Origin of the sequence: Klenkia brasiliensis, assembly GCF_900100695.1 — a bacterium.
GTDB lineage: Bacteria > Actinomycetota > Actinomycetes > Mycobacteriales > Geodermatophilaceae > Klenkia > Klenkia brasiliensis.
The window spans coordinates 558,738-579,711 of record NZ_FNCF01000001.1; the positions used below are offsets into that span (position 1 = coordinate 558,738).

The window sequence follows — 20,974 nt, forward strand, 5'->3', positions numbered from 1 at the left end:
GAGGACGCCCCCAGGTCGACGGAGCCGGGGACGTGGAGCGGAGGATGGGAGATTCGAACTCCCGAGGGCTTGCACCCAACCCGCTTTCCAAGCGAGCGCCATAGGCCACTAGGCGAATCCTCCAACGTGCGCGGGTCAGACTACCGGGCCCGGTGCAGCCGTGTGGTCGCCACCCCGTGCGCACGGCACGATCGGCCCCTGACGTCCCCTGCCGCCGGGAGCCCGCGATGACCGAGACCGACCGCATCCGCCCCGAGGTGGTCGAGGCCATCGTGGCCGCGCTGACCGCGACCGACCCCGCCGGTCTGCCCGGGGACGCCACCCGGGCCGAGAAGGACGCCGCCCGCGACCTGTTCTTCACCCGGACGGCGGCCGAGCGGGCCCAGCGCGACCGCCAGTCACGCGCCTGGGAGCTGCTGCTCACCCGCAGCTACGACGAGCCGCCGACCTGGGCGCAGCTGTTCGACGACCTGCCCCCGGGCAGCGTGACCGAGCTGGGCGAGCTGCACGACGCCCTGCCGGCCGGCGCGCAGGCCGAGTACGACCGCCGCTTCGGGTCACCGGGCCGGTGAACGGTCGCGCACAACGGGCCGACCTGCACCGACGCCGGTAGCGTCGAGGAGATGACGCCCCCTGGCCAGGTCGGTCCCGGTTACCGGGTCGCCGGCCGCTACCTGCTCGCCGAGCGCATCGGCGGCGGCGGGATGGGCGCGGTGTGGGTGGGCACCGACGAGCGGCTGGGCCGCCGCGTCGCGGTCAAGCAGCTGGTGCTCCCGGTGGGGATCACCGACGAGTCCGCCCGCGAGCAGCGCGAGCGGATGATGCGCGAGGGCCGCATCGCCGCCCGGATTAGCCACCCGCACGCCATCGCCGTCTACGACGTCGCCGAGGACGCCGGGGTGCCCTGGCTGGTCATGGAGCACCTGCCCTCCCGCAGCCTGGCCGCGGTGCTCTCCGACGACGGCGTGCTGCCCGTGCTGCAGGTCGCCCAGATCGGCGCGCAGCTGGCCGACGCCCTGGTCGCGGTGCACGCGGCCGGGATCGTGCACCGCGACGTGAAGCCGGGCAACGTGCTGGTCGGCCGGGGCGAGAAGCTCGAGGGCCTGGTCAAGATCACCGACTTCGGCATCTCGCACGCGCAGGGCGACGTCAAGCTGACCCAGACCGGCATGGTCACCGGCACCCCGGCGTTCCTGTCCCCCGAGGTCGCCCGCGGCGAGACCGCCGGCCCGGCCGGTGACGTCTGGTCCCTCGGCGCCACCCTGTTCACCGCGCTGGAGGGCCAGCCGCCCTTCGGCAGCAGCGGCAACTCCCTGGAGCTGCTCTACCGGGTGGCCGGCACCCAGCCCGACCGCCCGGTGCGCTCGGGTGCGCTGACGCCGGTGCTCGAACGGATGCTCACCACCGACCCCGCCGGGCGCCCGAGCATGACCGAGGTCCGCGACTCCCTGGCCCGGGTCGCCGCCGGGGACGACGGCGACGTCACCGCGGTGCTGACCGCCCGCACGCCGCTGCGGGTGGTGCCGCCCCCACCGGTCGACCCCACCCGCGTCGAGCTGCCCGCGCAGCAGGCCCCGCAGCAGGCCCAGCAGCAGGCCCCACCGCCCCACCGCACGGTCGTGACCCCGCGCGCCGCCGCGAGGAGGTCCTGGCTGCCGGCCGGCGCGGTCGGCGGCGTCGTCATCGCCGCGCTGGCCGCGGGTGCCCTGTGGCTGAACCTGCGCGAGGACTCCGACAGCAGCGCTGCCGCGCCCACCTCCACCGCGGCCACCTCGACCCAGGCCGCTGCCCCGCCCCCGTCGGCCGAGGCCCCGACCACGACGGCGGGGACGACGACGGAGGAGACCACCACGGCGCAGACCACCACCGAGGCCTCCCCCACCACCGGGGCCGACGCCCTCACCGCCGCCGACGTCGAGCAGGCGGTGACCGGCTACTACGCCCTGCTGCCGCAGGACCCGCAGAGCGCCTGGCAGCTCACCGGCCCGACCCTGCAGGGCGTGATCAGCCGCGGGGGCTACATCTCGTTCTGGAACGGGTTCTCCGCGGTCCGGCTGGGCGCGGTGACCGCGCAGGAGGGGTCGCTGACGGCGTCGGCGCAGGTGACCTTCGTGGACCGCGACGGCACCGAGCAGGTCGAGCAGCACCAGTTCACGCTGGTCCAGGGCCCGGACGGCCGGTTGCTCATGGACCGCGACGTCGCGGTCTGAGGACGCAGCGAGGGCGGCACCCTGGTCGGGTACCGCCCTCGGTCGCACTGGCGGTGGCGGTGGGATTTGAACCCACGGAGGCTTTTACACCTCACCCGCTTTCGAGGCGGGACCCTTCGGCCGCTCGGACACGCCACCGTCGAGCAGACTACAGGCCGCGTCTGGCCCGGAAGAAGGCACGTAGCTGCGTGGCGCACTCCTCCTCGCGGATCCCGGCCACCACCTGCGGCCGGTGGTTGAGCCGCCGGTCCCGGACGACGTCCCAGAGCGACCCGGCGGCGCCGGCCTTGGCGTCGGCCGCGCCGTAGACCACCCGGCCCACCCGGGACAGCACCGCGGCCCCGGCGCACATCGTGCAGGGCTCCAGCGTCACCACCAGCGTGCAGCCGGTCAGCCGCCAGCCGTCGCCGTGCACCCGGGCGGCCCTGCGCAGCGCCAGCACCTCGGCGTGCGCGGTCGGGTCGCCGTCCTTCTCGCGCTCGTTGGCCGCCTCGGCCAGCACGGCGCCGTCCGGCCCGAGGACGACGGCGCCGATGGGCGTGTCACCCCAGCCGGCGGCGTCCGCGGCCAGCTCCAGGGCCCGCCCCATGGCCCCGTCCAGGTCGTCGTGCGGGGAGGTCGTCATGTCGACAGGTCGACCCCGGTGGCGCGCGCCAGCTCGGCGAGCGCGTCGGCCGGGTCGACCACCTTGATCGTGCGCCAGCCCAGCTCGCGGGCGGGCTTGAGGTTCGGGCCGAGGTCGTCCAGGTAGACCACCTCGTCGTCGGCGACCCGACGCCCGACGGCGGTGGACAGCCGCTCCAGGGTCAGCGGGTAGATGGCCGGCTCGGGCTTGCGGATGCCCTCGACCGAGCTCTCCACCACGACGTCGAACAGCTCCATCAGCGCGCCGTGCTCGGTGGTGGGGTCCATCGGTGCCGCGTTGTTGCTCAGCAGCGCCCGCGGCACCCCGGCGTCGCGCAGCGCCCGGACCGCGGCCACCATCGCCGGGCGCACCGAGCCGCGCAGCGCGTCGAGCACCTGCGTCGCGTCGACCTCGTGGCCAGCGGCGCGGGCCTCGGCCTCGAACACCTCGACGAACCCGTCGCGGTCGAGCTCGCTGCGCTCGAACCGGGCCCAGGCGTTCTCGTGCGGGTTCGTGGTGTTGAGCCGCGCGACCAGGCCCTCGGGCAGCCCGGCCGACCGCTCGTAGGCCCGGAACGCGGCCAGCGGGCTGGTGGTCAGCACGCCGCCGAGGTCGAACACCACCGCGGTCACGGGGCGACCGCCGCGGCCAGCTCGTCGGCGAAGCCCAGCCGGCCGGCGATCTCGGCGACCATCTCGTCGGCCCACAGGTCGGCGAGCAGGATCTGCTCCAGGTCGGCCCGGGGCAGCCCGGCGTCGGCGAACAGGTCCAGGTCCCCGGCCGGGTGCTCGGACTCGTCGTCCGCGTCGACCTGCACGCCCTCGATCCCGTAGCGCTCCATCACCTCGGCGGCGAGCAGGAACTCCGGCAGCGCGCCGTCGCTGATCATCGCCCGCACCATGCCCCCGGGTCCGGTGGTCAGCGCGACGAAGTAGAGCCGGCTGTCCACGACGAACACGAACGGCCCGGGCCACTCCCCGGTGAGCGCGGCCTCCAGCGCCGGCAGCTCGGAGGCCGCGTCGTCGGCCAGCAGCCGCGCCGCCCAGCCGGTGCCCGACCGGGCGACGTGGACGGCGAAGGAGGTCAGCATCAGCGCACCCGCAGCAGGGTCAGCCCGTCGGCGACCGGCAGCAGCACGGTGTCGAAGCGGGGGTCGGTGGCCAGCGCGGCGTTGAGCGCGGCGATGGCCCGGTCGTCGGCGTCGGCGGGGTCGAGCACCCGGCCGGCACGCAGCGTGTTGTCCAGCACCAGCAGGCCGCCGGGGTGCATGCGGGGGTGCAGGGCGTCGACGTAGCCGGCGTACCCGGTCTTGTCCGCGTCGACGAAGGCCAGGTCGAAGGTGGGCCGCAGCGGCAGCGCGGCGACCAGGTCGGCGGCCTCGCCCAGCCGCAGCTCGATGCGGTCGGCCACCCCGGCGCGGGCCCAGTACCGGCGGGCGACGTCCGTCCAGTGCGCGTCCCGGTCCAGGCACAGCAGGCCGCCGTCCTCGGGCAGACCCCGGGCGATGGCCAGCGCGGACAGCCCGGTGAACGTGCCGACCTCGACCGCCCACCGGGCGCCGGCGACGCGGGCCAGCAGGGTCAGGAACGCCGCCTGCTCGGGTGCGACCTGGTAGGTCGGGCGGCCGTCGCCGGCGGCGGTCATCCCCGCGGTCTCGGCCACCAGGTCGGTGACGACGTCGTCCGGCGGGTCGGCGCAGCCGCGGACGTAGTCCGCCAGCTGGGCGCTCAGGAGGAACGACTGCGGCGTCATGGGTGCGATCATGGCCGACGTGCCCGAGCCCGACATCTCCCCGGAGCTGTTCGCCGCGCTCGCCGCGGACCCGCTGGCCGCGCAGCTGGGCATCGTGCTGGAGCAGGTCTCCCCCGGCTACGCCCGCGCGTCGATGACGGTGGGCCCGGCGCACCTGAACGCCGCGGGCACCGCGCACGGCGGGGCGACGATGGCGCTGCTGGACGTGGTGCACGCGGCGGTGAGCAACAGCCACGGCACGCTCGCGGTCGCCCAGGACGTGCACACCGAGTTCCTCTCCCCCGGCCGGCCCGGGGACGTGCTGGTCGCCGAGGGCACCGAGGTGCACCGCAGCGCCCGGACGGCGGTCTACCGGATCGAGGCCCGCGCGTCGGACCACCGCCTGGTGGCCACCGCGCTGGCCCGGGTGTTCCGGCTGGGCACGCCGTGGGAGCTCCCCGGCGAGGAGGAGGTGGTGGCGATGACCGCCCCACCGCCGGTGCCGCCGACGATGCAGCTGTCGCAGGTGGCGCAGCCGCTGCCCACCCCGGGCGAGGGCACCAACCCCTCGGGCGAGCTCCCCCCGCCGGACGAGCTGCGGTGACGCTGCCGGTCCCCACCATGGAGGCACCGCCGGTCGCGGTGGTCGGGCTGGGCCAGCTGGGCGGGTCGCTGGCCGCCGCGCTGGTCGCCGCCGGGCGCACGGTCACCGGCTGGGACACCGACCCCGCCGCCCGGGACGCCGCCGCGGCGCGCGGGGTGCGGATCGCCCGCGAGCTGGCCGGGGTGGTCGTGCTGGCCACCCCCATCCCGGCGCTGGCCACCGCGCTGGACGAGCTGGACGTCGACCCCGCCGCGACCGTCACCGACCTCGGGTCGGTCAAGGTGCCGGTGCTGGCCGCGCTGGGCGAGCGCTTCGGCGGCCGCTACGTGGGCGGGCACCCGATGTGCGGCACCGAGCGCAGCGGGCACGCCGCGACCGACCCCGAGCTGTTCCGCGGGGCCCGGTGGGCGGTGTGCCTGGAGCCGGGCACCGAGCTGCCGCGCTGGCTGCGGGTGGCAGAGGTGGCGCTGGCCGCGGGCGCCTCCGCGGTGCCGGTGACCGCCGCCGAGCACGACGCCGCGGTCGCCGCGATCAGCCACGCGCCGCACCTGCTCGCCGCCGCACTGGCCGCCGCGGCCGCCGACGCCGGGCCGCTGGCGCTCGCGCTGGCCGCCGGCAGCTTCGGCAGCGGCACCCGGGTGGTGGGCAGCGACCCGGCGTTCGTCACCGCGATGGTCGAGGGCAACGCCGGTCCGACCGCCGCCGCGCTGGGCCGGGTGCGGGCCCAGCTGGAGCGGCCCTGGCCCGAGCTGGTCGCCGCCGGGCACGCCGTGGTCACCCGCCCGCAGGACCGCCGCACCGTGCGCGTGCCGCTGGACCGCGCCGCGCTGCTGGCCCTGGGCCGCGCCGGCGGCGCCGTGGAGCGCCGGCTGGCCGCCTTCGTGGAGGGCTGGCTCCCCGCCTGACGCCCGCCCGGGGGCCGTCGGGTGACGGCGGGGGCCCGGAACGGGCCGATTCCGGGCCGCAGGCGTCAGATGACGCCCGACGGGGGACGGTGGGGGGACGAGACGACGCCTGAGGAGGCAGTGGTGGACGAGAAGGACATCCTGGGCCGCATCCACGAGCTGGTCGAGGAGGAGCACCGGCTGCGCGACACCGCCCACGAGCACGGGGACGACGAGCGCACCCGGATGGCCGAGCTGGAGCGGCACCTGGACCAGGCGTGGGACCTGCTGCGCCAGCGGCGGGCCAAGCGGCAGTACGGCGAGGACCCGGGCGAGGCCGCCGAGCGGCCGGAGTCGCAGGTGGAGACGTACCTGCAGTAGGTCAGCGGGGCGGTCGGGCCGCCGCGCCCAGCCGGGTCAGCGCATCGGTGACCGGGCCGGCGGCGGCGCCCAGCGCGCCCAGCAGGTGGGCCAGCAGCCGGTCGTGGGTGCCCCCGGCCTCCGCCATCCGCTCGCGCCCGCGCTCGGTGAGCCGGGCGCAGGTGGTGCGCCGGTCGGTGGCGCCGCGCTCGCGGGTGACCCAGCCGTCCTCGGCGAGCCGGGCGAGCGCCTGGCCCACCCCCGCCGGGGAGGACCCGACCTCGTCGGCCAGCCGGCCCACCGACATCCGCTCGCCGTGCACGGCGTCGACCAGCCGGAGCAGCCGCAGGTCGGCCAACGAGAGCCCGTGCTGGGCGCGCAGCGCGCCGTCCAGCCGGCGGGAGACCCGCTCGTGCGCCTGCCCGATCCGCAGCCACGTCTCGGCCGGACCGGGGGCGGCGCCGGCCATGCCGCGCAGGTCCCGCGGGGGGACGGCGGCACCGCCGGCCCGCCCCGCGTGGGAGGGGCGGGGCCGGCCGTACCGGCCGTGGCGTTCCTGGTCGGCGGCCACGGCTCAGCCCGCCGCGCCGGCGGGCGGCTGCCGGTCGTCGGCGCGGGGACGGCGGGCGGCGAGCACGGCCAGCGCGGTGGCCAGCGCGAGCAGCAGCAGGCCGGCGGCCATCAGCGGCAGCGGCGTGCGGCCGGTGCCGCCGGGGACGTCGCGGGCGGCGACCTGCAGGGCGACCTCGGTGGCCGAGGAGGAGTCCCCGCCGACCAGCCGGACGACGGCGGGCCCGAGGACGGCGTCCTGCGGGATCTGCACGACCGCCTCCACCCGGCCCCGGTCATCGGCGGTGACCGTGGCCAGCGGCGCGGTGGTGCCGGCCAGCGTCAGGGTGACCTGCTCGCCGGGGGTGAACCCGGTGCCCCGGATGGTCAGCACGCCGCCCGGCGCCACCTGACCGGTCGAGGACGATCCCCCGACGGTGGGCGGCGGGGCGGGCACCGAGGTGGACGGCGCCCCCGGGGTCGTCGTCGGGGCCGGCCGGGACGGGGTCGGCGACGGCGTCGTGGGGCGGGGCGCGGTGGTGGTCGGCGCGCTCGGCGCGGGCCGGGTCGTCGGGCCCGACGAGGTGGACGGCGCCGTGCCCGACGGGGAGGTCGGCGCCCCGGTCGTCGGTGCCGGGCTGCCGGTCGGCCCGCTGGTGGGTCCGGTGGGCCCACCGACGGTGGCGCACTCCTCGGCGGTGGGCCGGGTCCAGCTGCCCAGCTGCACCGGGGCCTCGGCGCCCTCGGTGCCGGTGACCGCGACCGCGACGTCGGCGGTGGCGCCGGGGGCCAGCTCGGCGCTCTCCAGCACCACCTGAGCGCCGGGGGCCAGCGGCTGCGGCGCGCCCTGGGCGGCGCCGTCGAGGGTGAGGGCGACGGCGTGCTCCTCGGTGCCGTTGGTGACCTCCGCCCGGACGAACCCGTCGGAGCAGTTGGGCCCGTGCACCAGCCGGGCGGTGGGCCGGCCGGGGTCCACGACCGCGGAGGCGCTGGGCGTCGGCTCCGAGGTGGCGGTGGGGGTGGCGGTGGGCGTGGAGGTGGCGGTGGGCTCGGCGAGCGCGGGGCCGGCGAGCAGCACGCCGGGCAGCACCACGGCCAGGGCGAGCACCCCGCCCTGCAGCAGGGTCGGCAGGCGCAGGGGCACCGGTCGTGCCGTCGCGCTGCGCACCCCGCACCTCCCCGTGACTGGTCGACCGGGGGCGCGGCCGCGGGCCCCGGGCACCCCATGATGACCCGTGGCTCCCCCTGGTCGTCCAGGGGTACCTGCAGGTCCCGGGCGTGTCACCGGCGTGTCGGGGCGGGTGGGGCCGGTGGTGCGACGGCGCCCCGGTGGTTAGCGTCGCGCAATGCATGCAGGGGCGGGCACCGGTCGGCGGCGGCAGGACGAGGTCTACCGGGCGGGCGTGTACGGCCGCCGTCCGCGGGTGCCTACGGTGCACACCGCGCTGGCGGAGGCGGCCCGCCGGCGGCTGACCGACCGGGCGCTGGGCTACGTCGCGGGCGGGGCCGGCGGCGAGGCCACGGTGCGCGCCGACCGCGCGGCGTTCGACCGCTGGCAGGTGGTGCCGCGGGTGCTGCGCGACGTCAGCTCCCGGGACACCTCGGTCGAGCTGTTCGGCCGGCGGCTGCCGGCACCGCTGCTGCTGGGGCCGGTGGGCGCGCTGGAGCTGGTGCACCGGGAGGCCGACCTCGCCGTCGCCCGGGCCGCGGCGGCCACCGGCATCCCGATGGTGTTCTCCAACCAGGCGTCGGTGCCGATGGAGACCACCGCCGCGGCCATGGGGAACTCGCCGCGGTGGATGCAGCTGTACTGGTCGACCTCCGACGAGCTGGTGGAGAGCCTGCTGCACCGCGCCGAGGCCAGCGGCTGCGAGGCGGTGGTGGTCACCCTGGACACCACGATGCTGGGCTGGCGGCCCCGCGACCTGGACCTCGGCCACCTGCCCTTCGCCCTCGGCAAGGGCATCGCGCAGTACACCTCCGACCCGGTGTTCCGCCGGCTGGTCGCCGAGCGCGCCGCCGCCGCGGGGCCCCGCCCCCCGCAGCCCCGGCCCACGGTGGCCGCCGTCCGGGCGCTGGTGGGCATGGCCCGGGCCTGGCCGGGGTCGCTGGCCGACAACCTGCGCTCCCCCCTCCCCCGCGCCGCGGTCGAGACCTTCCTGGCCATCTACTCCCGGCCCTCCATCACCTGGGCCGACCTGGCGTGGCTGCGCTCCCGGACGTCGCTGCCGCTGGTGCTCAAGGGCGTGCTGCACCCCGACGACGCCCGCCAGGCACTGGACGCGGGGGTGGACGGGCTGGTGGTCAGCACGCACGGCGGCCGGCAGGTGGACCGCTCGGTCGGCGCGCTGGACGCGCTGCCCGGCGTGGTCGAGGCGGTCGGCGACCGGGTGCCGGTGCTGCTGGACTCCGGCGTCCGCAGCGGCGCCGACGTGCTGGTGGCCACCGCGCTCGGCGCGCGGGCCTGCCTGCTGGGCCGCTCCTACGTCTACGGCCTGGGGCTGGCCGGGGAGGCCGGGGTCCGCCAGGTGGTGGAGGACGTCGTCGGCGAGTTCGACCTGACCCTGGGCCTGACCGGGCACACGGCGGTCGACCAGCTCTCCCCGGGCGTGCTGCGCCGGGCCTGACCTACCGTGCGGCGGTGACGTCCCAGCTGCTCCGCCGCAAGCCGGCGTCCGCCGAGCCCGACACGGGCCTGGCCCGCAGCATCGGCACCTTCGGGCTGATGGCGCTGGGCATCGGCGCCACGATCGGCACCGGCATCTTCTTCGTGCTCAGCACCGCGGTGCCCGAGGCGGGGCCGGCGGTCACCGTCGGGTTCGTGCTCGCCGCGGTCACCGCCGGGTTCACCGCGCTCTGCTACGCCGAGCTGGCCTCGGCCATCCCGGCGTCGGGTTCGTCGTACTCCTACGCCTACGCGACGCTGGGCGAGCTGGTCGCCTACGTCGTGGGCTGGTGCCTGGTGCTGGAGTACGCGGTGAGCTCGGCGGCGGTCAGCGTGGGCTGGTCGGAGTACCTGGACCAGCTGCTGCGCGACACCCTCGGCGTGCAGCTCCCCGCCGCGCTGGCCGCCGCCCCGGGCGCGGGCGGGGTGGTCAACGCCCCCGCCCTGGTGCTGGTGGCGCTCTGCGCGCTGCTGCTGGTCCGGGGCGCCAGCGAGTCGACGACGGTGAACGCGGTCATGGTCGTGGTGAAGGTCGGCGTGCTGCTGCTGTTCGTCGTCCTGGCCCTGACCGGGTTCGACAGCGGCAACCTGACGCCGTTCGCCCCGCTGGGGGTGGCCGGCATCAGCGCGGCGGCGGCGGCGATCTTCTTCTCCTTCATCGGCCTGGACGCGGTGTCCACCGCCGGCGAGGAGGTCCGCGACCCGCGGCGCACGCTGCCCCGCGCGGTGCTGGGCGCGCTGGTCGTGGTGACCGTGGTCTACCTCCTGGTGGCGTTCGCCGCGGTGGGCGCGCAGCCGGCGGGCGACTTCGAGGGCCAGGAGGCGGGCCTGGCGGTCATCCTCGAGCGGGTCACCGGCGCGACCTGGCCGTCGGTGGTGCTGGCCGCCGGGGCGGTCGTGTCGATCTTCTCGGTGACGCTGGTGACGATGTACGGCCAGACCCGGGTGCTCTACGCGATGAGCCGGGACGGCATGGTGCCGCGGGTGTTCTCGCGGCTGCACCCGCGCACCCGGGTGCCCGTGCGCGGCACGCTGTTGGTGGCGCTGTTCGTCGGCGCGCTGGCCGGCTTCCTGCCGCTGGACTTCCTCGTCGACCTGACCTCGATGGGCACCCTGGTCGCCTTCGCCGTCGTCTCGGTGGGCGTGCTGGTGCTGCGCCGCACCGACCCCGACCTGCCGCGCGGGTTCCGGGTGCCGGGCTACCCGGTGGTGCCCGTGCTGTCGGTGTTGTTCTGCCTGTACCTGGTCGCCGGGCTGTCGGCCACGACCTTCCTGCTCTTCGCCGGCTGGCTCGCGCTGGCGGGGGTGCTCTACGTCGGCTACGCCCGCCGGCACTCCACCCTGCGGGACACGCCGGACAGGGGTTGACGCCTCCGAGTGGCCTGGGTCACAGTGGTCGTGGGCGGGGCAGCCGGCAGATGAGATGGCTCCTCAGCACCACCGACGGAGACCGACCAACGCGGCCAGACCGCCAGGACCGGCGCCCCGCCCCACAATGACCGCCATGCCCGAGGTCGAGTTCGACGTGCACTGGCCCGACGGCCGCTCCGAGTGGGTCTACTCGCCGTCCCTGGTGGTCGAGGACGTCTTCGCCGCCGGTCACCCGTACCCGGTCGCGGAGTTCGTCGAGCTGGCCCGCTCGGCGATGGCGACCGCGAGCGACCGGGTGCAGGCCCGGTGGGGGTTCCCCTGCTCCCGGGCCGCCGCGACCCTGGCCCGCATCGAGCACCGCGCCGCCGGGTTCGCCGACGGCGAGGTCACCGTGGTCGCCTTCCGCCGGCGCTGACCGATCGTCCTAGGGTGGCCGCCGTGACCTCCAGCGTGCGCCTGACCGGCATCGAGTCCCCCGTCCCCACCGGCCTGTTCGTCGGCGGGGAGTGGCGGGCGGCGTCGTCGGGGGCGACGTTCGACGTCCTGGACCCGGCCGACGGCTCGCTGCTCGCCCAGGTCGCCGACGGCACGACCGACGACGTCACCGCCGCCGTGGACGCCGCGGCCGCCGCGCTGCCCGGGTTCGCCGCCACCCCGCCCCGGCAGCGCTCGGAGATGCTGCGCAGGGCCTTCCAGATCATGACCGACCGGGCCGACGAGTTCGCCCGGCTGATGAGCCTGGAGAACGGCAAGGCGCTGCCCGACGCGAAGGCGGAGCTGACCTACGCCGCGGAGTTCTTCCGCTGGTTCGCCGAGGAGGCCGTGCGCATCGACGGCGACTACCGGGTCGCCCCGGCCGGCGGCACCCGCACCGTGGTCACCCACCAGCCGGTCGGGGTCTGCCTGCTCGTGACGCCGTGGAACTTCCCCGCCGCGATGCTCACCCGCAAGCTCGGCCCGGCCATCGCCGCGGGCTGCACGAGCGTGGTCAAGCCCGCCGAGGACACCCCGCTCACCGCGCTGCTGCTCGCCCAGGTCCTCACCGAGGCCGGGGTGCCCGACGGCGTGGTCAACGTCGTCCCCACGATGGACGCCAAGGAGGTCGTGGCCACCGCGATGGCCGACCCCCGGCTGCGCAAGATCAGCTTCACCGGGTCCACCGAGGTCGGGAAGGTCCTGCTCAAGCAGGCCGCCGACCAGGTCCTGGTCTCCTCGATGGAGCTCGGCGGCAACGCGCCCTTCGTGGTCTGCGCCGACGCCGACCTCGACGCCGCGGTCGACGGCGCGATGCTGGCCAAGATGCGCAACGGCGGCGAGGCGTGCACCGCGGCCAACCGGTTCTACGTGCAGGCCCCGGTCGCCGAGGCCTTCGCCGGCAAGCTCGCCGAGCGGATGGCCGCGATGACCACCGGCCGCGGCACCGACGAGGGCGTGACCCTCGGCCCGCTGGTCAACGAGGAGACCGTCGCCAAGGTCGACCGGATCGTCACCGACACCGTCGGCGCCGGCGCGCGGGTGCTCACCGGCGGCACCCGGCCGCAGGGCCCGGGCTTCTTCTACCCGCCCACCGTGCTGGTCGACGTCCCCGTGGGCGCCCCGGCGCTGACGGAGGAGACCTTCGGCCCGGTCGCCCCGATCACCACCTTCGACACCGACGAGCAGGCCCTGGCGCTGGCCAACGCCACCCCGTTCGGCCTGGTCGCCTACGTCTTCACCGGCGACCTGGCCCGCGGCCTGCGGTTGGCCGAGGCCCTGGAGTCGGGCATGGTCGGCATCAACCGGGGCGTGGTCTCCGACCCCGCGGCCCCCTTCGGCGGGGTCAAGCAGTCGGGCCTGGGCCGCGAGGGCGGGCACGAGGGCATCGGGGAGTACCTGACGACGAAGTACGTCAGCTTCCCGTTGTGACCCCACGGCTCCCCGCTGTGGTTCCACGGCGGAAGACACACGTGTGACGGGGATCACACATCTCGCGGAGGCGGACAGTGCCGGTCAGGTGGCCCGGCACGTGCTGCGCTTCGGCCCGGTGCCGCGCGGGGCCGTGGCGCGGGCGCTGGGTCTGTCCGCGGGCAGCCTGACCCGGTTGGGCTCGGCCCTGCTGGACGCCGGGGTGCTGGTGGAGACCGACCCGGTGACCGACCCGGTCACCCGCCGCCCCACCCGGCCGCTGGACGTCGCCCTGGCGGCGCACCGCGTCCTCGGCGTGGCGCTGGCCGGCGGGGCGGCGTGGGGCGTGCTGACCGACCTGCGGGCGGGGGTGCGGGCCCGGGCCCGGGTGCCGCTGGGCGGGGCGTCGCCCGACGCCGTCGTGGCCGCGGTCGCCGCGCTGGCCGGCGAGCTGGGTGTGCCGCGGCCCGACGCGGTGGGCCTGGCCGTCGACGGCCAGGTGGACGCCGACGGGCGGGTGCAGGCCGACGTGCTGGGCCGCCGTCCCCCGGTGGACCTGGCCGGCCCGCTGCGGGCGGCGACCGGCGCGGAGGTCGTGGTCGGCGACGAGCTGACCTGCGCCACCCGCACCGAGCACTGGACCGGCCTGGGCCGGGAGCACACGGGGTTCGCGGTGCTGGCGCTGGGCGCGGGCGTCGGGCACGGCCTGGTGGTGGCCGACCGCGTGGTGGACAGCCCGGACGCCGGGCTGCAGCCGCTGGGCCACCTGCCGCTGGAGTCGACCGGGCCCCGGTGCCCGCGGGGGCACCGCGGCTGCGCCACCGCCCTGCTCGGCACCCCGGCGCTGCTGGCGGCGGCCCAGGTGGCCACCGGCCTGCCGGTCACCTGGGCCGAGCTGCTCGCCGACGCGGTGGACGGCGACCGGCGGGCCCGGCAGGTGCTCGACGACGCCGCCGCCCACCTGGGCCGGCTGGTCGCCCTGGTCGCCGGGGTGACCGGGGTGGACCAGGTGCTGCTGGTCGGCGAGGGCGCCGACCTCGCCGTGGTGGGCTACGAGGCCCTGCGCGCGGCCCTGGACGGCCACCGGGACCCGCGGGCGCGCCCGGTGGAGCTGACCGTGCGCGACCACGACCCGCACGACTGGGCGCGCGGGGCCGCGGGGGCGGCGGCGCAGGCGTTCGCGACCGGCCCCCGCTGGCTGTCCGGGGTCAGGCGCTGAGCCGCCGGCCGGTGGCGGTGTCGAAGACGTGCAGCTCCTCGGGGTCGATCCGCAGGTGCACGGTCTCGCCCTTCATCGGCACCTGGCGGGCCGGCACGCGGACGGTGACGAGCTTGTCCCGGCCCTCGGCCTGCGCGCCGGTGAAGGTGCCGTAGGCGAAGGCGTCGCTGCCCAGCTCCTCGACCACGGTGACCTCGAAGGGGATGCCGTCCCCGGCCGAGGTGAGCGTGGTGGCCTCGGGCCGGAAGCCGATCGTCACGCCTGCGCCCTGCGCGGCAGCGGCGGCGGCGCGGGGCAGCGGGATCGTCGTGCCGCCGACGACGGCCTGACCGCCGGAGACGGCGACCTCGACCAGGTTCATCGCCGGGGAGCCGATGAAGCCGGCGACGAAGAGGTTGTCGGGGCGGTCGTAGAGGTTGCGCGGGGTGTCCACCTGCTGCAGCAGCCCGTCCTTGAGCACGGCCACCCGGTCGCCCATCGTCATGGCCTCGACCTGGTCGTGGGTGACGTAGACGGTGGTGGTGCCCAGCCGGCGCTGCAGGGCGGCGATCTCGGTGCGGGTCTGCACGCGCAGCTTGGCGTCGAGGTTCGAGAGCGGCTCGTCCATCAGGAAGGCCTGCGGGTTGCGCACGATGGCCCGGCCCATGGCCACGCGCTGGCGCTGACCGCCCGACAGCGCCTTGGGCTTGCGGTCCAGGTACTCGGTGAGGTCGAGGACCTTGGCGGCCTCCTCGACCCGGGCCCGGATGTCGGACTTGCCCATGCCGGCGATCTTCAGCGCGAAGCCCATGTTGTCCGCGACCGTCATGTGCGGGTAGAGCGCGTAGTTCTGGAAGACCATCGCGATGTCGCGGTTCTTCGGCGGGACGTGGGTGACGTCCTTGTCCCCGATCCGGATGCTGCCGTCGGTGACGTCCTCGAGGCCGGCGAGCATGCGCAGGGAGGTGGACTTGCCGCAGCCCGAGGGGCCGACCAGCACCAGGAACTCGCCGTCGGCGATCTCCAGGTCCAGCCCGTCGACCGAGGGCCGCTCGGCGCCCGGGTAGGTCAGGGTCGCGTGGTCGTAGGTGATGGAGGCCATCGTCGGCGGTCCTTCCTCGCAGGTCGTCGCGACCGTGGCGCCGGTCACGCGGAGGAAGGTAGCCGGGGTGGACGGCGCCCGCCGGGGCCCGTCCCGCGCCTCGCGGCCCGGAGCTTCCGTCGCGGAAGCCTCACTGGTCGGGGGAAGACACCGGCCCCGCACTCGCGAGGAGTGCGGGGCCGGTGGCTGTCTCAACCTGACGTGCACCCGAAGGGATTCGAACCCCTAACCTTCTGATCCGTAGTCAGATGCTCTATCCGTTGAGCTACGGGTGCGTGCTGTGTTCAGTTGTTGCGCGGAGGCTCCGGGATTTGAACCCGGGATGGGGGATTACCCCAAACCGCATTAGCAGTGCGGCGCCATAGACCGGACTAGGCGAAGCCTCCCGGGGTCCGAGTTCCCCCGTAACCACCGAGGAGGAAGGCTACCAGCGCTCCTCCCCGGTGGCGCCAGGGGGGTCTCAGGCCGGCACGGCGACCGGCACCCGCCGGCCCGGCAGCAGGGTGACGACGACGGCCAGCGCCGTCATGGCCGCGGCCAGCAGCAGGGCGCCGTCCACGCCGTAGGAGGTCTCCACGACCGCGCCGCCGATCGCCGCACCGATGGCCGAGGCGCCGAACGCGACGGTGGACAGCCAGGTGAAGGCCTCGGTGGTGGCGTCGGCCGGGGCGATGGAGCCGACCAGCGAGCTCTGCACGGTCAGCGTCGGGGCGATCGCGGTGCCGCCCAGGAACAGCAGCGCCCCCAGCAGCAGCGGCGAGGACACGGCGGCCAGCGGGAGCATGCCGATCGTCGTCCCCAGCAGGCCCCAGCGGTAGAGCCGCGGCAGGGACGCCGAGACGACCCGCGCGCCGAACCACAGCCCGCCGGCGACCGACCCCAGCGACCACACGGCGAGCAGCACGCCGGACAGCCCCGGGGAGCCGGCCGCGTCGGCGAAGGCCGGGACGGCGACCTCGATGGCCCCGAAGCCGAGCATCAGCGCGGTGCCCGACACCAGCACCCGCGGCATGCCGGGGACGGTGACGGTGGCGAACAGGCTCCTGTGCACCGTGGGCGCCGGCCGCCAGGCCCGCATCGCGCCGGAGAAGGACAGGCCCAGCGTGCCGACGACGGTGAGCACCCCGGCCAGCGCGATCGCCGCCACGGGGCTGGCCAGCAGGGTGAGCGCGGCGACCGTGGTGGGGCCGGCGACGAAGACCAGCTCGGTGGTGGTGGCGTCCAGCGCGAAGGCGGTGGGTCGCACCCGCGCGTCGACCCGCGACCACAGCGCCCGGACCGTGCCGCTGACCAGCGGGGTCGACAGGCCGGCCGCGGCCGAGGCGGCGACGATCGCCGGGGCCCAGGATGTGGAGAGCACGACGCCGGCCAGCAGCACCAGCAGCAGCGGGTAGGTGACCGCCTGGGTGAGCAGCACCAGCCGCGGCCCGCGGCGGTCGGCCAGCCGGCCCAGGACGGGGGCCATCACGGCCATCGCGATGCCGTAGGTGGCCGAGGCCAGGCCGGCGACGGCGTAGGACCCGGTCTGCTGCTGCACCAGGAGCAGCAGCGCCAGGGGGACCATGGCGGACGGCAACCGGCCGGCGAAACCGGCGACGAGCAGCACCGGCGCGGAGGGAAGCCGCCACACGGTGAGGTAGGAACGCATGACACAGCTCGCTTCAGGACGTACGGGGAGGGAATCGTAGGGGTCGAACAGCAGTTGACCCCCTACGTGTTCCCGACGCTACGAGATGCCGCGTAGGGAGTCAAAGCGCCATGACCTCCTACACACCGACAGGGGTGTGAGATGGACTACGACGACTACGGGTCCGACGCCGTGGAGCTGGCGGTCGACCTGGCCAACGCCGACCGGACCGACCCGGAGTGGGCGTCGGCGTTCGTCGCCGCCCACCACGAGTGGTTCACCGAGGGCACCGACCTGGAGCTGTCCCGCAAGCACGGCAAGGCCGCCGGGACCACCGCCGACCTGGTGCGCGAGGTCGCCCTGGCGTCCTCGCAGAGCGAGGTGGTGCAGCGGCTGAACGCGCTGCTCGCGCTGGCCAGCCCCAAGCCCTACGCCACCGACCACGACGGCGCCCTGCACCTGCACTACGCCGCCCCGGAGGCCGGGGCGCTGGAGCAGCTGGCCACCACGGTGGCCATGGGGCTCTCGCAGGTCGTCGTGCAGCACGGCTGGGAGCGGCTGGGCGTGTGCGCCGCCGACGGGTGCGGCAACGTCTACCTGGACACCTCGCGCAACGGCAGCCGCCGGTACTGCTCGAGCACCTGCTCCTCCCGCTCGACGGTCGCGGCCTACCGCGCCCGCAAGAAGGGCTGAACCCCCTCCGCGGAACCGCCGACCAGCCCCCACCGCCGAGGCGAGGGAGCCCCCACCCCCCGGACGGCGTCGGTCCGGTGGGTGGGGGCTCCCCTGCCTCGGCGGCGGGCGGCGGAAGGCGGAGGGCGGCGGCGGAGGGTTGAGCGGCGGGCCTCAGACCAGGCCGGCGCGGACGGCGGCGACGCGGCGGCGGACGGTGGTGCGGCGGTGGCTGACCGCGGTCGAGCCGGCCACCCCGAACCCCAGGACGACGACCCCGCCCAGCGCGAGGGCCGCGGCGGCGTCGGGCAGCGGGGTGGTCGAGGACGCCGGGTCCAGCCGGTCCACCCGGCGCACCAGGGTGGCGACGGCGTCGTCCACCGGCGCGACGGCCTGCTGCACGACGGCGAGCGCGGCGGTGGCCCGGTCGACCGAGACGCCGGCCGCGGTCACCACCTGGGCGGCGTAGTCGGCCTGCGCGGCGACGCCGGCGGCGGTCTGCGGGAGCGCCAGCACCTGCCGGTGCGCGTCCTCGGCGGCGGCGCGGGCGTCCTGCGCGGCGGTGAGGGAGGCGGTGACGGCGGTGACCTGGTCGGCGACCAGCTGCTGCACCGCGCGGGCGTCGGCGAGCGCGGCGGCGACCTCGGTGGCGGGGGCGCCGAGCTCGACGGCGGCCGCCCGGTTGGCGCGGGCGGTGTAGGTGGTGACCAGCAGCTCCCCGGCCTCGGCCTCGGCGGCCGACTGCGCACCCGAGCGGGCGGCGGAGGCGGCACCGGCGGCCAGCGCGGAGGCGGCACCGGCCTCGGGCGACCCGCCGGTGGTGGGCTGCTCGGGCAGGTCGGCGACGACGCGGGTCGTGGTCCGGCCGGCCGGCGTGCGGGGCGCGCGGGTGGCGGGGGCGGCGGCGACGGGCGCCGAGGTCGGGGCGGCCGCGGTGGGCTGCGGGACGACCGGGGCCTGGGTGGGCTCGGCGACGACCGGCGGGGCCTCGGTGGTGGGGGCCGCGGTCGAGGTGGGGGCGGCGGTGACCGGCGGCGCGGGGTCGCTGGTGGGGGCGGCCGTGGTCGGGTTCGGGGCCGTGGTGGGGGCGGCGGTCGGGGCCGCGGTGGTCGAGGCGGGGTCCGGCGCGGCCGCGGCCGGCCCGGCGGTGGCGACGGCGCCGATCGCGACGGCGGCGAGCAGGGGCAGCAGGCGGAGGCGGGTGCGCACGGGGTTTCCCTCGATCAGGTGACGGGTCGGCTCCCCCTGCATCGACGCGGCCCGGCCACCGGCCCACCCCCTCGGGGTGCCATCTCACCCCGACGGGTGGGGTGCCGGTTCCGCGGCTAGCGTGCGCGGGCGTGCCCCGGTTCCCCCGTCTGTCCGCCCGCCGGCTCGATGCCCGCCTGCAGGCCCGGGTGGGCCGGCTGCCCGCCACCCGGCTGGACGGCGGGCTGCGCCGGCTGTCCGAGGCCGCCGACCACGGCAAGCTCTGGCTGGGGGTCGGTGCGGCCCTCGGCGCGAAGGCGGGGGCGCCGCGGCGGGCGGCGGTGCGCGGGGTCGGCTCGCTGCTGGTGTCCAGCGCGCTGGTGAACGTCGTCCTCAAGCCGGTCTTCGGCCGGGTGCGGCCCGACCCGCGCGGGCTGGCCCCCGGCCGCTCGCTGGACCGGTCGCTGGACACGCTGTCCTTCCCCAGCGGGCACTCGGCGTCCGCGGCGGCGTTCGCCACCGGGGTGGCGCTGGAGAGCCCGTGGGCCGGTGCCCTGGTCGCGCCGGTGGCGCTGGGCGTGGGCTACTCCCGGGTGCACGTGGGCGTGCACTACCCCGGCGACGTGCTGGCCGGCATGGCGGTCGGCGGCGCCGTGGCGCTGGCCACCCGGCACTGGTGGCCGGTGCGGCCGAGCACGCCGGCGAAGGTGCGCGACACCGAGCGGGCGCCGGCGCTGCCCCGCGGCGAGGGCCTGGTGGTCGCGGTCAACCCGCGGTCGGGCCGGTCGGACTACGACCCCTCGGCCGACATCACCGCGATGCTGCCGGCGGCGCGGGTCGTCGAGGTCGACGAGGAGCACTCGGTGACCGACGTGCTCACCGAGGCCGTGCGCTCCGGCGCGCTGGCGCTGGGCGTGGCCGGCGGCGACGGGTCGGTGGCGGCCGCGGCGGCGGTCGCCCTGGAGCACGGCCTGCCGCTGGCGGTGCTGCCGGCCGGCACGCTCAACCACTTCGCCCGCGACGTCGGCGTGGCCACCCCCGGGGAGGCCGCCGCAGCCGTCGAGGCCGGCGACGGCGTGGTCGTGGACGTCGCCGCGGTCAACGGCACCCCGTTCCTGAACACCGCGAGCATCGGCAGCTACCCGGAGATGGTGCGCCGGCGCGACCGGCTGTCCGGGCGGCTGGGCAAGTGGCTGGCGCTGGCGGTGGCGACCGGGCAGGTGCTGCGGGACGGCCGGCCGGTGGAGCTGGACCTGGACGGGCGCCGGGTGAGCGCCTGGATCCTGTTCGTCGGCAACGGCGTCTACACCCCGCGGGGGCTGTCCCCGGCCTGGCGGCCCTCGCTGGAGGACGGGCTGCTCGACGTGCAGTACCTGCGCGCGGACCTGCGGTTCGGCCGCACCCGCGCGGTGCTGGCCACGGTCCTGGGGGCCAGCGAGCACTCGAGGTCCTACGCCCAGTTCCAGGTGCAGCGGCTGCGCGTGGTGTCGCTGTCCGGGCCGCAGCCGGTCGCGTACGACGGCGAGACCGGCGAGGCGGCCACGGAGTTCGTGTTCACCAAGCGGCAGCGGCTGGTGGTCTACCGCTCGGCGGCGTGACGGGACCGCCCGGGCAGCCGCCGGACGACGACGGCCAGCACGCCGAGGGCGGCCAGCGCCTCCCCCAGCTCCTCGACGAAGGTGGCGGCGGCGTCGGGCAGCGGTGAGGGGTCCAGCCCGGCGACCAGCCCGGTGAGCTGGTCCAGGCCGAGCGCCGCGAGGGCGTAGACCGCCAGCGCAAGGACCACGGCGCGCGCGCCGGGCACGCCCCACGCCCGGCCGAGGCGGGCCAGCAGCGGCAGGCCGACGACGGTGGCCACGGTGCCGACCAGGAGGGTCAGGCCGCGCCCGTCCACGCCCTCCATGACCGAGTGCGCGCTCACCAGCTTGGCGAACACCAGGCCGACCCCGATCAGCGAGACCGCGGCCCACCACAGCCGGCGGAGCCCCGCGCTGCGCGCGGCCACCCGGACGGCGACCACGGTGGCGGCCAGGAACAGGGAGGTGGTGAACAGCCGCGGCAGCCCGCCGATCGCGTCCAGGTCGAACAGCCACTCGTGCCGGCCCAGGGCGCACGTCCCGCGGGTGCACTGCCAGCGGACCACGAACCCCAGCCCGAACAGGCCCAGGGCCAGGCCGGCCAGCGCCCACACCCAGGTGTCGTCCCGCACCCTGGTCGTGGTCACCGGTCGAGTGTGGACGCCGATTGTTGCCATCAGCTGCCAGCTCTCCGGAGGCGGGCCGGGACGGTGGTCACTACGGTCCT

The 20,974-nt window shown here is 76.6% G+C and carries 22 protein-coding genes and 4 tRNA genes; 12 read left to right on the forward strand and 14 right to left on the reverse strand.

Annotated elements, in window-relative coordinates; translation table 11 throughout:
- Positions 1–38: 38 nt before the first annotated feature.
- Positions 39–123 (reverse strand) — tRNA-Ser (locus BLT39_RS02825).
- A 104-nt stretch (positions 124–227) separates the two neighbouring features.
- Between BLT39_RS02825 and BLT39_RS02830 the strand changes: the two genes are divergently transcribed.
- Both BLT39_RS02830 and BLT39_RS02835 read left to right on the forward strand, forming a co-directional pair.
- Positions 228–572: a hypothetical protein gene (locus tag BLT39_RS02830; protein WP_091058245.1), complete on the forward strand. Its 345-nt coding sequence runs from the start codon at positions 228–230 to the stop codon at positions 570–572.
- A 51-nt stretch (positions 573–623) separates the two neighbouring features.
- The gene (locus BLT39_RS02835) at positions 624–2,210 is read left to right on the forward strand and encodes a serine/threonine-protein kinase (RefSeq protein ID WP_091058248.1); all 1,587 of its coding nucleotides are present in this window, start codon (positions 624–626) and stop codon (positions 2,208–2,210) included.
- A gap of 48 nt (positions 2,211–2,258) precedes the next feature.
- On the opposite strand, the gene BLT39_RS02840 is transcribed toward BLT39_RS02835, so the two are convergent.
- The 5 genes from BLT39_RS02840 to BLT39_RS02860 form a co-directional block, all read right to left on the reverse strand.
- Positions 2,259–2,348: transfer RNA gene (locus tag BLT39_RS02840), tRNA-Ser, on the reverse strand.
- Positions 2,349–2,358: 10 nt separating this feature from the next.
- Positions 2,359–2,835 (reverse strand): tRNA adenosine(34) deaminase TadA, encoded by a 477-nt coding sequence (gene tadA / locus BLT39_RS02845; RefSeq protein WP_242658108.1) that lies wholly within the window; start codon positions 2,833–2,835, stop codon positions 2,359–2,361.
- The gene (locus tag BLT39_RS02850) at positions 2,832–3,467 is read right to left on the reverse strand and encodes an HAD-IA family hydrolase (RefSeq protein WP_207507534.1); all 636 of its coding nucleotides are present in this window, start codon (positions 3,465–3,467) and stop codon (positions 2,832–2,834) included. The genes tadA and BLT39_RS02850 overlap by 4 nt, the downstream gene beginning before the upstream one ends.
- On the reverse strand, positions 3,464–3,925 hold the full coding sequence (locus BLT39_RS02855; RefSeq protein ID WP_091058251.1) for a tRNA adenosine deaminase-associated protein: 462 nt from the start codon (positions 3,923–3,925) through the stop codon (positions 3,464–3,466). The genes BLT39_RS02850 and BLT39_RS02855 overlap by 4 nt, the downstream gene beginning before the upstream one ends.
- Complete coding sequence (locus tag BLT39_RS02860) at positions 3,925–4,587, reverse strand: O-methyltransferase (protein ID WP_091058255.1); 663 nt, start codon at positions 4,585–4,587, stop codon at positions 3,925–3,927. The genes BLT39_RS02855 and BLT39_RS02860 overlap by 1 nt, the downstream gene beginning before the upstream one ends.
- A gap of 10 nt (positions 4,588–4,597) precedes the next feature.
- Between BLT39_RS02860 and BLT39_RS02865 the strand changes: the two genes are divergently transcribed.
- The 3 genes from BLT39_RS02865 to BLT39_RS02875 all read left to right on the forward strand — a co-directional run bounded on the left by BLT39_RS02865 (position 4,598) and on the right by BLT39_RS02875 (position 6,435).
- Positions 4,598–5,170 carry a hotdog fold thioesterase gene (locus tag BLT39_RS02865; RefSeq protein WP_091059343.1) on the forward strand — a complete coding sequence of 191 codons (573 nt, stop codon included), beginning with the start codon at positions 4,598–4,600 and terminating at the stop codon, positions 5,168–5,170.
- Positions 5,167–6,075, forward strand: a complete 909-nt coding sequence (locus BLT39_RS02870) for a prephenate dehydrogenase/arogenate dehydrogenase family protein (protein WP_242658109.1) — start codon at positions 5,167–5,169, stop codon at positions 6,073–6,075. Before BLT39_RS02865 ends, BLT39_RS02870 begins: the two co-directional genes overlap by 4 nt.
- A 123-nt stretch (positions 6,076–6,198) precedes the next feature.
- Positions 6,199–6,435 carry a DUF2630 family protein gene (locus tag BLT39_RS02875; RefSeq protein ID WP_207507535.1) on the forward strand — a complete coding sequence of 79 codons (237 nt, stop codon included), beginning with the start codon at positions 6,199–6,201 and terminating at the stop codon, positions 6,433–6,435.
- A 1-nt stretch (position 6,436) separates the two neighbouring features.
- Here the strand turns inward: BLT39_RS02875 and BLT39_RS02880 are convergent, their stop codons facing one another.
- Complete coding sequence (locus BLT39_RS02880; RefSeq protein WP_242658110.1) at positions 6,437–6,985, reverse strand: MarR family winged helix-turn-helix transcriptional regulator; 549 nt, start codon at positions 6,983–6,985, stop codon at positions 6,437–6,439.
- A gap of 3 nt (positions 6,986–6,988) precedes the next feature.
- Positions 6,989–8,107, reverse strand: coding sequence for a hypothetical protein (locus tag BLT39_RS21750; protein WP_109502085.1), 1,119 nt, complete (start codon positions 8,105–8,107; stop codon positions 6,989–6,991).
- Positions 8,108–8,309: 202 nt separating this feature from the next.
- Between BLT39_RS21750 and BLT39_RS02890 the strand changes: the two genes are divergently transcribed.
- The 5 genes from BLT39_RS02890 to BLT39_RS02910 all read left to right on the forward strand — a co-directional run bounded on the left by BLT39_RS02890 (position 8,310) and on the right by BLT39_RS02910 (position 14,102).
- Positions 8,310–9,590 (forward strand): alpha-hydroxy-acid oxidizing protein, encoded by a 1,281-nt coding sequence (locus BLT39_RS02890; RefSeq protein ID WP_091058261.1) that lies wholly within the window; start codon positions 8,310–8,312, stop codon positions 9,588–9,590.
- A gap of 14 nt (positions 9,591–9,604) precedes the next feature.
- Positions 9,605–10,996: an amino acid permease gene (locus BLT39_RS02895; RefSeq protein WP_242658111.1), complete on the forward strand. Its 1,392-nt coding sequence runs from the start codon at positions 9,605–9,607 to the stop codon at positions 10,994–10,996.
- Positions 10,997–11,132: 136 nt separating this feature from the next.
- Positions 11,133–11,414: an MSMEG_0570 family nitrogen starvation response protein gene (locus BLT39_RS02900; RefSeq protein WP_091059358.1), complete on the forward strand. Its 282-nt coding sequence runs from the start codon at positions 11,133–11,135 to the stop codon at positions 11,412–11,414.
- A gap of 23 nt (positions 11,415–11,437) precedes the next feature.
- The gene (locus tag BLT39_RS02905) at positions 11,438–12,904 is read left to right on the forward strand and encodes an NAD-dependent succinate-semialdehyde dehydrogenase (RefSeq protein WP_242658112.1); all 1,467 of its coding nucleotides are present in this window, start codon (positions 11,438–11,440) and stop codon (positions 12,902–12,904) included.
- An 88-nt stretch (positions 12,905–12,992) separates the two neighbouring features.
- A complete protein-coding gene (locus tag BLT39_RS02910; RefSeq protein WP_131801384.1) occupies positions 12,993–14,102 on the forward strand; it encodes an ROK family protein in 1,110 nt (369 codons plus the stop codon).
- On the opposite strand, the gene BLT39_RS02915 is transcribed toward BLT39_RS02910, so the two are convergent.
- The 4 genes from BLT39_RS02915 to BLT39_RS02930 form a co-directional block, all read right to left on the reverse strand.
- Positions 14,092–15,231 carry an ABC transporter ATP-binding protein gene (locus tag BLT39_RS02915; protein ID WP_479723790.1) on the reverse strand — a complete coding sequence of 380 codons (1,140 nt, stop codon included), beginning with the start codon at positions 15,229–15,231 and terminating at the stop codon, positions 14,092–14,094. The two genes, BLT39_RS02910 and BLT39_RS02915, sit on opposite strands and share 11 nt — an antisense overlap.
- A gap of 154 nt (positions 15,232–15,385) precedes the next feature.
- A tRNA-Arg gene (locus tag BLT39_RS02920) sits at positions 15,386–15,458 on the reverse strand.
- Positions 15,459–15,479: 21 nt separating this feature from the next.
- A tRNA-Ser gene (locus tag BLT39_RS02925) sits at positions 15,480–15,569 on the reverse strand.
- Between the two features lie 74 nt (positions 15,570–15,643).
- A complete protein-coding gene (locus BLT39_RS02930; RefSeq protein ID WP_091058270.1) occupies positions 15,644–16,831 on the reverse strand; it encodes an MFS transporter in 1,188 nt (395 codons plus the stop codon).
- 141 nt (positions 16,832–16,972) lie between these two features.
- On the opposite strand from BLT39_RS02930, the gene BLT39_RS02935 reads away from it, so the two are divergent.
- Positions 16,973–17,503 carry a CGNR zinc finger domain-containing protein gene (locus BLT39_RS02935; protein WP_091058272.1) on the forward strand — a complete coding sequence of 177 codons (531 nt, stop codon included), beginning with the start codon at positions 16,973–16,975 and terminating at the stop codon, positions 17,501–17,503.
- A gap of 153 nt (positions 17,504–17,656) precedes the next feature.
- Here BLT39_RS02935 and BLT39_RS21975 read toward each other — a convergent pair whose 3' ends face one another.
- Entirely contained in the window at positions 17,657–18,691 is a 1,035-nt protein-coding gene (locus BLT39_RS21975) for a hypothetical protein (protein ID WP_091058275.1), read from the reverse strand.
- A gap of 131 nt (positions 18,692–18,822) precedes the next feature.
- Here BLT39_RS21975 and BLT39_RS02945 point away from each other — a divergent pair, with 131 nt between their 5' ends.
- On the forward strand, positions 18,823–20,268 hold the full coding sequence (locus tag BLT39_RS02945; protein ID WP_207507536.1) for a bifunctional phosphatase PAP2/diacylglycerol kinase family protein: 1,446 nt from the start codon (positions 18,823–18,825) through the stop codon (positions 20,266–20,268).
- Here BLT39_RS02945 and BLT39_RS02950 read toward each other — a convergent pair.
- Complete coding sequence (locus BLT39_RS02950; RefSeq protein ID WP_131801385.1) at positions 20,250–20,894, reverse strand: hypothetical protein; 645 nt, start codon at positions 20,892–20,894, stop codon at positions 20,250–20,252. The genes BLT39_RS02945 and BLT39_RS02950 overlap by 19 nt on opposite strands.
- Between the last annotated feature and the right edge of the window lie 80 nt (positions 20,895–20,974).

Excerpts from the sequence above, each read along its gene's own strand:
- BLT39_RS02830 (WP_091058245.1), top strand. The coding sequence starts at position 228 with ATGACCGAGACCGACCGCATCCGCCCCGAGGTGGTCGAGGCCATCGTG.
- BLT39_RS02835 (WP_091058248.1), top strand. The coding sequence starts at position 624 with ATGACGCCCCCTGGCCAGGTCGGTCCCGGTTACCGGGTCGCCGGCCGC.
- tadA (WP_242658108.1), bottom strand. The coding sequence starts at position 2,835 with ATGACGACCTCCCCGCACGACGACCTGGACGGGGCCATGGGGCGGGCC.
- BLT39_RS02855 (WP_091058251.1), bottom strand. The coding sequence starts at position 3,925 with ATGCTGACCTCCTTCGCCGTCCACGTCGCCCGGTCGGGCACCGGCTGG.
- BLT39_RS02860 (WP_091058255.1), bottom strand. The coding sequence starts at position 4,587 with ATGACGCCGCAGTCGTTCCTCCTGAGCGCCCAGCTGGCGGACTACGTC.
- BLT39_RS02865 (WP_091059343.1), top strand. The coding sequence starts at position 4,598 with ATGGCCGACGTGCCCGAGCCCGACATCTCCCCGGAGCTGTTCGCCGCG.
- BLT39_RS02890 (WP_091058261.1), top strand. The coding sequence starts at position 8,310 with ATGCATGCAGGGGCGGGCACCGGTCGGCGGCGGCAGGACGAGGTCTAC.
- BLT39_RS02900 (WP_091059358.1), top strand. The coding sequence starts at position 11,133 with ATGCCCGAGGTCGAGTTCGACGTGCACTGGCCCGACGGCCGCTCCGAG.
- BLT39_RS02930 (WP_091058270.1), bottom strand. The coding sequence starts at position 16,831 with ATGCGTTCCTACCTCACCGTGTGGCGGCTTCCCTCCGCGCCGGTGCTG.
- BLT39_RS02935 (WP_091058272.1), top strand. The coding sequence starts at position 16,973 with ATGGACTACGACGACTACGGGTCCGACGCCGTGGAGCTGGCGGTCGAC.